At 37.5% G+C, this 9,475-nt stretch carries 8 protein-coding genes; all 8 read right to left on the bottom strand.

The genetic code is table 11. The annotated features are described in order from the left end of the window. Positions 1-630: 630 nt before the first annotated feature. Positions 631-1,899, bottom strand: a complete 1,269-nt coding sequence (gene phoR / locus BHECKSOX2_RS05295) for a phosphate regulon sensor histidine kinase PhoR (protein ID WP_139682765.1) — start codon at positions 1,897-1,899, stop codon at positions 631-633. Continuing rightward, positions 1,896-2,600 carry a response regulator gene (locus BHECKSOX2_RS05290; RefSeq protein WP_245391324.1) on the bottom strand — a complete coding sequence of 235 codons (705 nt, stop codon included), beginning with the start codon at positions 2,598-2,600 and terminating at the stop codon, positions 1,896-1,898. Before BHECKSOX2_RS05290 ends, phoR begins: the two co-directional genes overlap by 4 nt. Before the next feature lie 9 nt (positions 2,601-2,609). Continuing rightward, positions 2,610-3,290: a phosphate signaling complex protein PhoU gene (gene phoU, locus BHECKSOX2_RS05285; protein WP_139682764.1), complete on the bottom strand. Its 681-nt coding sequence runs from the start codon at positions 3,288-3,290 to the stop codon at positions 2,610-2,612. A gap of 17 nt (positions 3,291-3,307) precedes the next feature. Continuing rightward, positions 3,308-4,138 carry a phosphate ABC transporter ATP-binding protein PstB gene (gene pstB, locus BHECKSOX2_RS05280; RefSeq protein ID WP_139682763.1) on the bottom strand — a complete coding sequence of 277 codons (831 nt, stop codon included), beginning with the start codon at positions 4,136-4,138 and terminating at the stop codon, positions 3,308-3,310. Between the two features lie 6 nt (positions 4,139-4,144). After that, positions 4,145-5,425 carry a phosphate ABC transporter permease PstA gene (pstA, locus tag BHECKSOX2_RS05275; RefSeq protein WP_139682762.1) on the bottom strand — a complete coding sequence of 427 codons (1,281 nt, stop codon included), beginning with the start codon at positions 5,423-5,425 and terminating at the stop codon, positions 4,145-4,147. Beyond that, positions 5,418-6,794, bottom strand: coding sequence for a phosphate ABC transporter permease subunit PstC (pstC, locus tag BHECKSOX2_RS05270; RefSeq protein ID WP_139682761.1), 1,377 nt, complete (start codon positions 6,792-6,794; stop codon positions 5,418-5,420). The genes pstA and pstC overlap by 8 nt, the downstream gene beginning before the upstream one ends. Positions 6,795-7,895: 1,101 nt before the next feature. Next, a complete protein-coding gene (locus BHECKSOX2_RS05265; protein WP_139682760.1) occupies positions 7,896-8,195 on the bottom strand; it encodes a hypothetical protein in 300 nt (99 codons plus the stop codon). Between the two features lie 329 nt (positions 8,196-8,524). After that, positions 8,525-9,475 (bottom strand): transposase (locus BHECKSOX2_RS05260; RefSeq protein ID WP_180323676.1); only part of this gene is annotated, 951 nt, incomplete at its 5' end.

The following is a 9,475-nucleotide window of genomic DNA, read 5'->3' as shown; positions in this document are numbered from 1 at the left end:
CCTTGGATTAGAAAGAAACAAAACTAGAGCGCAACTTATTGCCATGAGTCACAATCTTAAAACTGGGATGAATATTTTTAAACAAATGCGAAGTCTAGGGGATTGTTACGCCCAATGAGTGGGAGAGGACTAAAAATAGGGAAATAAAGCAATAAACAGCTGGGAAAATAAGGTTTTTTTGGACTTTATGAAAAAATACAGGTAGTTTTGAAAAAATCTAAAAATTAAAATTAGGGTGGAGAATTATGAGTTATGCAAAAGTCTCACTTAATACAAAAGCGCTTAAGTGGCTGAGGATTAACAACAGGGTGAAAGGCTTTTTGAGTGTGTGCACTTGGTGTTTTGGATTGGTTTTTTTAAAAAGTTTTATTTTAGCCCTAAAAAATTCCATTGAGTTGGTATGTTGAATTATTTGTTATTTGAGGCCTTTGCATAAATAGGGATGATTGGCAAAAGTCAATTTTTGCCCAATTGGTGATTTCTTTAAACCTTGTTCTAACCAAGGTTAAGGCTGAGTTTACCCTCCTAGAGGACTGCTGGGTGTCGCTAGAAAAATCGCCAAGTGGGTGAAAAGTGGGTTTATGATGATTATTTCTATTTATGCAAAGGTCTCTCTTAGTGAGAGTTTCATCAATTGCTGACCAAGAAACAAACTTTAAATGTTGATCCACTACCTACTTTGCTATCAATAGTTAATACTGCATTATGTCTCTGGGCAATATGGCTAACAATGGCCAACCCTAAACCTGTACCGCCTTGCTCTTTAGATCTGCCTTTATCAACCCGATAAAACCTTTCTGTTAAATGCGCTAAATGCTTATTTGGAATTCCTTTACCAAAATCTTGGACATCAAGACATAACTTGTTGCTGCCATCCGCATGCCACCTGACGATGATTTTTGTCCCCTTTGGGGTATAAAATATTGCATTTTGTATTAGGTTGGTACACAAACTAATAATCTCTGTTTCAACGCCAACTATCACCTCATCGGTATTAATCTCTATCGTCACCGCTTGATTTAAATCTTGACACACATGATTGATAACTTTTTCCATATTTATGCTTGTGCTAATATCTTGAATATCATCGGTACTTTCTAAGCGTGAAAGTGTCAACAAATCTTCAATGATATTTTGCATTCGTTTAGTTTGTTCGTAGGAAGTGTCAATCGGGTTGGACAATGATTTTGGTAAATTTTTATCTTCTTTGATCATTTCCAGATAACCTGAGATTACCGTTAGTGGTGTGCGTAATTCATGAGATGCGTTGGAAATGAAACTTTTGCGCATTTCTAATGTTTTGTTTCTTTGTGTTATATCGCGTGCGATTAACAATTTTGAATCAGCGCCAATTGCAATAATTTTTAACACCAACTGTGTGGACGAATCTTTAGGAGACTCTATTTCAATCTCACTGCCATCTTCATTGGCACTCAATAACTTGTACAACTTAGGGGAGCGAATTAAATTGTTAATACGCTGCCCTCTATCATTTTTGACAATATTTAATAAAACACTGGATTTGCTATTACTCCAATCAACCTCATTGTTTTGATTAAGCACAATAGCAGCATAAGGAAACCCTTTTAAAATACTTTGTGAGCGTTTTAACAAAGCATTCATGCGCTTTTTTCTATCGCTACTTTTATTTTTGTCTTGTAGTACTTTATAGTTAATCTTGTCCCATATTCCATCACTATCTGGCACATTACTTTGACTGGTTCCGTTAATTATCCAAGTGTAGAACTGATAAATCTTGTAATACATCCAAACAATATAGCCAAATAAACTTAATGCTATACTTATTAGCCAAGCATCTGTTAATAAACCACCAATCAGTATTATAAATATAACAATCGCTATACGCCACTTTTCAATAGACAAAATAGAGGGTTTCATGATGTTGTATTAATGCTAAATCGATAGCCCATATTGCGCACAGTTTGGATGTAGTTATCTGCCTCATAAGGTTTTAATATTTTTCTCAGTCTTAAAATATGAACATCAACAGTACGCTCATCTATGGCAACAAACCTTCCCCAAACCCCATCAAGTAACTGAGAGCGATTAAACACCCTGTTTTTATTTTTCATCAAAAAGTGCAACAATCGAAACTCAGTCGAGCCAATAGTAATAGCCTTGCCACCGATGGTTAATAATTGTTGCACTGGGTTAATAATAATATTGTCAACAATTAACTCATCACTAGCAGTAAGCCCTTGTGACCTGCGCAATAAAGAACGAATACGCGCATCCAGCTCTTTTAACAATACTGGTTTAGTCATATAGTCATCGGCACCCATATCAAACCCTTTCACTTTGTCTTCTTCATTAGATTTTGCTGTTAACATCATGATTGGTAAATACTGAAAACCCTCAAATTTTCTGATTTTGCCAATTAGCTGAGTGCCATCAACATCTGGCAACATCCAATCAAGCAACACCAAATCTACATCATTATCACCCAATAGGCTTATTGCTTGAGCGCCTGTATTAGCCTTGAGTATGTGGTAGTGTTTAGCTTGAAGAGATATACTAAGCATTTCTATTATCGCTTTATCATCCTCAACAATTAAGATTGTAAACATATCATTGTTCATGCGATTTCCCTACTCTAATTCCATATGGCGAACATCCTGACCTTTAACCAAGTAAACCACATACTCACAAACATTCTGAGCGTGGTCGCCGATTCGCTCTAAGGCCCTTGCACACCAAATAACATGCAACATAGTCTTAATATTGCGAGGGTTTTCCATCATATGTGTGACCAATATTCTGGAAACTCGCTCAAACTCTTCATCAATTTGTCTATCGGTTCCAGCTATTCTAATCGCTTGTTCTACATCCATACGAGCAAATGCATCAAGTGCATCTCGTAAAATAGTAATGACCTTATCCCCCAGTCTAGAGAGTTCAGCGTACATATTAACCTCATCTTTCATAGAGGTTAGTTTTTGGGTGTAACGGCCAATTTTTTCCGCTTCATCGCCAATACGCTCAAGGTCTGTAATGACCTTAATAATTGCAATAATAAGCCTAAGGTCCCCAGCAGCAGGTTGTCTTTTAGCAATGAGTTGGGCACAACTTTCATCAATCTCAACTTCAATTTTATTAATTTTATAATCTGATTCTGCAACCTCTTTTGCCAGCTCACTATCTTGCTCAATCAGTGCGCTAATGGACTTTTCTACTTGGTCTTCAACCATCCCGCCCATCTTCAGAACTTTACTTTTAACACTCTCTAATTCTTGATTGTACTGTCGTGAAATATGTTGTTGTGTTTCCATGAATAGCCTCCTAATTATTATCCAAACCTACCGGTGATATAGTTTTCAGTCAATTGATGTTCTGGGTTGGTAAACACGGTATTTGTGTCATTCACCTCAACCAAATACCCCAAATGAAAGTAAGCGGTTCTTTGTGATACTCTGGCTGCCTGCTGCATAGAGTGCGTGACTATTGCAATGGTGTATTTCTTACTTAAACTAATCATCAACTCTTCAATAACAGCGGTCGCAATTGGGTCAAGTGCGGAAGTTGGTTCATCCATCAAAATAACTTCTGGGTCAATGGCAATAGTTCTAGCAATACATAATCGTTGCTGTTGGCCGCCAGAAAGTCCAGTGCCAGGTTTGTGCAATGAGTCTTTAACCTCTTTAAAAAGACCTGCTCGAGTTAAGCTTTTTTCGACCAACTCATCAAGCTCAATCTTGCTACTTGCTAATCCGTGTAGTTTTGCCCCATAGGCAACATTGTCATAAATAGATTTTGGGAAAGGATTTGGTTTTTGAAAAACCATTCCGACCCGTGCACGCAATAAAACAGGGTCTTGTTGCTTTTGATAAATATCTTCACCATCTAACCTAATATCACCATTTATATGGCAATCTTGAATGGTGTCGTTCATACGATTAAGGCATCGTAAAAAGGTGGATTTTCCACATCCAGACGGGCCAATCATAGCAATAATCTGATTTTTACCAATATCTATATTTGCATCAAATATGGCTTGTTTTTCACCATAAAAAACATCAACATTACGCGTAGAAAATTTTGCATCCTTGATAAAAGGCTTGCCAACAGTCTGGTTAATCTCTATATCAAATTCTTCACGCTTGTGTGTATTTATCATCATTTTATTCTACTGTTTCTTTTCAAATTTTCTACGCATTATTACCGCCAACAAGTTCATAACGATTAAGAACCCTAACAACACCATGATAGCCGCTGAAGTTCTCTCTGTAAATGCGCGTTCTGGTGAATCAGACCATAAGTATATTTGCACTGGAAGCACCGTAGATGGGTCTGTAATACCTTGGGGCACATCTGCAATAAAGGCAACCATGCCAATCATTAACAGTGGCGCAGTTTCGCCCAATGCTTGTGCCATGCCAATAATGGTGCCTGTTAGTATGCCAGGCATGGCAGCTGGGACAACATGATGAAAGGTGGTTTGTACGCGTGATGCACCCAAACCTAATGCTGCCTCACGGATAGACGGGGGGACAGCCTTTAATGCCGCTCTAGAAGAGATAATAATAGTAGGGAGCGTCATTAATGTTAACACCAAGCCTCCAATCAATGGAATTGACCTCGGAACCCCAAAAAAGCCAATAAACACTGCCAATCCTAACAGTCCAAAAACAATGGAAGGCACAGCGGCCAAATTATTAATATTAATCTCAATAATATCTACCCATCTATTGTTTTTTGGTGCAAATTCTTCAAGATATATAGCCGCTGAAACACCAATTGGAAAAGACAAAAGCACAGTTACCAGCATTGTCAACAATGAGCCAATCATTGCACCTTTAATGCCTGCTTGTTCAGGCTCTCTAGAATCTCCTTGGGTAAAAAAGTTGATGTTAAATCGTTTTTCAAGGCGATTTTCAGTCAATAATTTATCAATCCAAACCAGTTGAAAATTCTTGAGTCTGCGGTCTGATTCTGGCAAAGATCTATCAATACCCCCTTTCATAAATACATCAACATCGTCTCTAGCTAAAAACCATACAGATTGTTTGGTGTTAATAGTATCGGGATTATTCATAACAAAATCTCTAAGCTGATACCTTGCACTTTTGCTAATTAATTGTCTAAGCGCTCTTTTTTGCCTCCTATCCTCAACACCGGGAAACAGTGTTTTTAGTGACTGGTTAATAACTTTTCTATAATTCGCACTAAATAGCGCTTGTTCACTATATTTGCCGTCTAAGTTGAGCAATTTACTGTCTATATCAACATCAATATTAATATAAGTTTGTTGAAAAGCTGGAAACCCTGTTGTTGAGATATTTATTAATAATGACAACAAAAATGCAATACTAATAACAATAGCGCCCAACCCATAAATTTGAAAACGCTTTTCCTTTGCATAGCGTTTGGCTAATTTATTTTTTATTTTTTTTGTGTTACTAATCATATTGTTCTCGATATTTACGCACTACATACAATGAGATAATATTAAGCACCAATGTGGTTAAGAATAACCCCAGTCCCAACGCAAATGCTGCAAGCGTTTTTGTACTATCAAACTCTTGGTCACCTGTTAATAAGGCTACCATTTGCACTGTAACTGTCGTCACTGCCTCTAAGGGGTTGAATGTTAAATTCGCTGATAAACCTGCTGCCATAACCACAATCATCGTCTCACCAATTGCACGAGAAGCCGCTAACAACACGCCACTAACAATACCAGGAAGCGCTGCAGGAATAATCACTTGCTTGATAGTCTCAGATTTGGTAGCGCCCATTGCATATGAGCCATCGCGCATTGCTTGTGGCACAGCAGAGATAACATCATCTGAGAGTGAAGATACAAATGGAATAATCATTACCCCCATTACGATGCCCGCTGCCAATGCACTTTCAGATGACAAGCTCAAACCAAGCGACTCACCCAAATCACGAATAAAAGGGGCCACTGTTATCGCAGCAAAAAAACCATAAACAACCGTTGGAATGCCAGCTAGCATTTCTAAAACTGGCTTGGCAAACAACCTAAATCTAGGCGACGAATATTCTGACAGGTATATAGCCGACATAAGCCCCAAAGGTACGGCAATCACTAGGGCAACAAACGAAATTAATAAAGTTCCAATAAATAAAGGCAAGGCACCAAAACTACCAGAGCCGCCGACTTGGTCTTCGCGAATAGCCTCTTGTGGACTCCAGTGAGTACCGAACAAAAAATCAAACACATTAACAGCTTTAAAGAAAATAATAGACTCAAATATCACTGAAAATATAATACCAATAGTTGTCAAAACTGCAATTGAGGCACAACCAATCATAAACCAGCGTATTAACCTCTCAACCAAATTGCGCGCTTTCATTTCTGGTTTAACGAAAGCTAATGCGATAAACATACCTATAAATGCCAAAACGAAAACGATGACTGATTTAACCCAATCACTAAACTCAATTAACGCGTTATAATAAAAGACTGCATGGCGTTTGACATCATCACCTATAGCAACCCCCGAGTGAGATAAATTAATAATCTCATTAATAAACAACTCAAGCTCATCTGCTGATAACTGCTGTAGCTGCGCTGGTAGCTGGGCAACAATCGCAGAATTAATAACAGATGACTCTAAAACAGACCAAAATAATAAAATTAATAATGCAGGGACACTACTCCAAAATGCAATCAAATAGCCATAGTGTTGTGGCAATGAATGCAGACGCTGATTACGCCTATCAGACAAGCTGATTGAGCGCTTCCTTCCAGTGTAATATCCTAGAAGTAGCAACGCCATGAGCGCAGTAAGTATAGCACCAAAGCTCATGTTAATTGCTTAAATATAAAACTTATCATATGCATATAGTTGGTTAATTTTACCTTTGATAAAGTATTAGGATTTACCCTAAATTTTCAACGATAAGATTGTTATTTTTACCGTTTTTATTAAATAGAGACCTTTGCATAAATAGGGATGATTGGAAAAACCCAATTTTTGCCCAATTGGTGATTTCCTTAAACCTTATCCTAGCAGGACTAAGGCTAGGTTTACCCGCCTAAAGGCTACTAGGTGTCGCTGAAAAAATCACCAAGTGGGTGAAAAGTGAGTTTCTGATGATTGCTCCTATTTATGCAAAGGTCTCAAATAATGAGTGAAGTTTAATAAGTAAATATGACAGAATTATGACAATAAAGTTTTTTTATTTTACCTTTGTCGTCATTAGCGCTCTGTTCCCTATAGGGCACCCTACAAAGCTCCAGCACAATTGATGAAATACACAAAACAGCACTTCCCTAATCCAAAAATAGAAATCAAAAAAACGCACAAACCCCAACTGGTATAATGATTTCAACCAAAAAACCGCTTCACCCATTGGGTGAAAACACAAAAGACAATCACATCCCCTCGTATTCATAATCCACTTTATAACTATAATCAACATCATTANGAAAGTAGACTTCTGCCAAGTGGGTAGAAAGTAGACTTCTGATAATTACCCCCATTCAAGTCTTGCATCCATAAAAATACAGACAATATTCCCAAGTTGATAAGATTAGCACAAATTATTCGATATTTTGGATTATTTGGGTTTTTCAGATGTGCTTAAGCCTCCTTTGTTTAGGTAGGGTTTGTTTTGTTGTTCGTTTAAATCAAGATAGCAACGGCTTAAATGCTTTAATACGGTTCTCACTATCATCAGCATGCTGATTATAAAAATGGATACTCTCACTGGCATTTAAGCTCTCAAGATTAGTGGCAATAGCGCGATAAATATATTGCTCAATAGTAAGGCTTTGGTCAGTATCACAGGCATTATTTTGTATCTACAGATAAATCCATCTCAATTTACCCTTTGATTTGTGTTCTTTGTACTTCTTTGTACAATTAAATCAAACACTGTGTCTATGCTGTATTTATTACACCTTTTTAATCAGTGCAATTACAATCCATATTCCAGCTATCCTCTTCAGATGATTTCACCAAAGCCTTTTCATTTATCGCTCCCAATTCATCCACCCAAGTTTGATAAACATACTCTTTACTAGCGCCAAAAAATCCTATATTTGTATATTCATTTTTGTCACTCTTGATGACTTTTCTTGAATACTTTTGTTCAATCCATGCCCACCATTCTATGGAATTTGGCGTTAATGCATTCGTGTTATCAAGTGCAATGGCTTGTGCTTTTTTAGAAATTAATTGATTTTTAGACTTTCCTTTGAGCATGCAAATGTATGCAATTAGATAGCATGCCGTCATAAGGCAAATCTAAATCATATTTAGACCTTGTAGGGTTTTTCCAAAACTCAATGACTTTTTGCTTGTTAATTTTTGCCTTGATCATGGGCATATTTGCGTTTTCAAAGGGCGGTTGAGTTTTGGCACTGCTGATTTTATTTTTACCACTTCTGGTAAGGTTTGTTTTGGCATCTTTAATTCTTTTTCTAATTTTTATAGCACGGTGTTTTTCATCAAATCGAATGGCGATATAATTAGTCGCCCCTTAAAAACCACCCCAAACCAAACCAACCCCCCCATTTTTCCAACCATCTAAATCAACAAAACTGCTTTTTATCCAGCACCACAAAAAACCTTAGGTATTTTACAAAAAATAAACCCAGTTTTTGCCAAAACAAAAAAATAGTGGCTATCACCAGCCATTTTCTCAAATTCCAAGCACAGGCAGCCATTAAAACATTAATCTCATCACCAACTTGCCCTTTGAGTAGGTTTCTAGAGAGTCTAAAATCTGATTTAAGATGTCCGATAATCGGCTCAATCGCTGCGCGTCTTTTACACAGTTTGCGCTTTTTGTCTTGTTGATAACGATTGTCTCGCTTAAGGGCTTTTTTAGGCAAAATGATGTTTGCACCGAGCACTACCTTTGCACCAACATAGCCTCGGTCGCATACCGCTTGTTTGATGGGTTTGTTTCTGTTGCTATTAGCATGGCTTATGGCAACATTTAAGGTTTTTGAGTCGTGAATATTTTTATCATGACTGGCCACGCCAACAATGATGTTTGTGTCTTTGGTTGAGACGATTGAGACTTTATTGCCATACTCGTATTGTTTGTGGTCTTTGCCTTTGGCAATGACATACACATCAGGCTCGTGCAATGAATAGATCTTGTTCTTATCTTTGGGTTGTTGTGCTAATACTTGTTGGTAAAACAAAAAATCTTTTTGATAAGTTTCAAACAGGCTGTGTGTGTGAAGTTTGCGTTGCAATTCTCTGATGAGTTTGTTGGCAATAGTTCTTAGGCGGGTTAAGGCTTTTTTAGCCTTGGCACGCTTTTTAACATGGCGGAAGTGACGAATGGCTAAGCGGCAGTTTTTAACTTCTTTAACATAGGTTCTGCGTTGTTGAATGCCATGACGCTTTGCTAGCTTGTTAAGGCGATTGATGATTTTAATGGCAAGTTTGGCATCGGTGGGGTAAGTGATGTTTTTTTCTTGTACGGTGGTGTCAATTAATACTGTTGCTTCTTGGGCTTGTTTGCCATG

The organism is thiotrophic endosymbiont of Bathymodiolus puteoserpentis (Logatchev), from assembly GCF_900127505.1.
Taxonomy (GTDB): domain Bacteria; phylum Pseudomonadota; class Gammaproteobacteria; order PS1; family Pseudothioglobaceae; genus Thiodubiliella.
The sequence above is the reverse complement of the archived record's forward strand: the minus strand, read 5'-3'. Positions and strand labels throughout refer to the sequence as shown.